The organism is Gandjariella thermophila (assembly GCF_005405885.1).
Classification (GTDB): domain Bacteria; phylum Actinomycetota; class Actinomycetes; order Mycobacteriales; family Pseudonocardiaceae; genus Gandjariella; species Gandjariella thermophila.
Map to the genome: position 1 here is coordinate 1 of NZ_BJFL01000124.1, position 1,084 is coordinate 1,084.

Annotated in this window: 1 protein-coding gene; it reads right to left on the bottom strand. The window is 60.3% G+C overall.

Annotated features, from left to right (window positions below):
- Window positions 1-204 precede the first annotated feature (204 nt).
- Window positions 205-1,084 (bottom strand): IS4 family transposase (locus FFT21_RS28605; protein ID WP_137816997.1); only part of this gene is annotated, 880 nt, incomplete at its 5' end.

The following is a 1,084-nucleotide window of genomic DNA, read 5'->3' on the forward strand; positions in this document are numbered from 1 at the left end:
CAATACCGCTAAGTTAAGACCGGAGAGAGCAATTTGATGGTTGGTGGCCCGGTGTGGCGGGTTCCGTGGTGGTGGGCTCGCTTGATGAGGTAGGCATTGTGTTTTCCTCGCTTGATCACGCGTGGACACGTGCGATGTCGTCTGCGCTTGGTACGTCGTTCGTTGATTTCTGCGAGTGTTTCGGCTAACGCTTTCGTTCGGTCCTCAGGGGGAAAAGTCCGCCTGCGCAGTGATCTGGCGGCGGATAACCCGGAGGGAACGCATAAAGGAAAGCCGGTCAGGATCGACGTCGGCTTCGTCTGCCGCTCTGCACATCAAACGCCGAACACCATAATGGGCGAGCAGAAAGGCCCAGATTTCCTGGCGCACCATATCCGGCGACCGGGAACGCAGGACCCTGGCTGGGCCACGTTGATGAGTTTTGATCTCGTCGATGAGTCCTTCACATTCCCAGCGTTCATGGTAGGCGGTCGCCAACTCCGCAGCGGTAGCTTCGGCAGGATCGAGGATCGAGGTCAGCACACAGATCACCTCGTTGGTGCCGTTGCCTTCCCGGTCGGGAACCTGGTATTCGACAACACGAACCAGGCAGCCTTCCTCGGGATCGGTACCGCCACCCGCACGAGCCTGCTCGATCAACCCTCGCCGACGCCCATCGCGCACCTTCGCGTTGAAGATCATCGACGTGTAGGAGCCGTCCGGCAGCCACGCCAAGACCGGCAACTTGACGTTGGCGTTCACCCTCCACAGCAGGTCAGCTCCGGTGTCGCGGAACTCCTTCCACAGTGCATAGCTGTAGAAGCCCCGGTCAGCGGTCACCAGCATGTCCGATTCCACCGACTCCAGCAGCTCCACAGCCAGAGTCTGTTCACCACGCAGACAGCCGCCCAGCGCAGCATCCACGATCGCATGAGACCCGCACTCACCCAACGCCACGACCAAGACTTGAGGGAAAGCACTTTTCTTCGGACCGTTGCTCCGTCGCCCAAACTCAGCTTCATTCTCGGCGGTGTCCGGGACATCGAGCATGAACCCGTCGATCGCCATCAACCGACGTGACCCCAGCCACGCCCCTTTCGTGCCC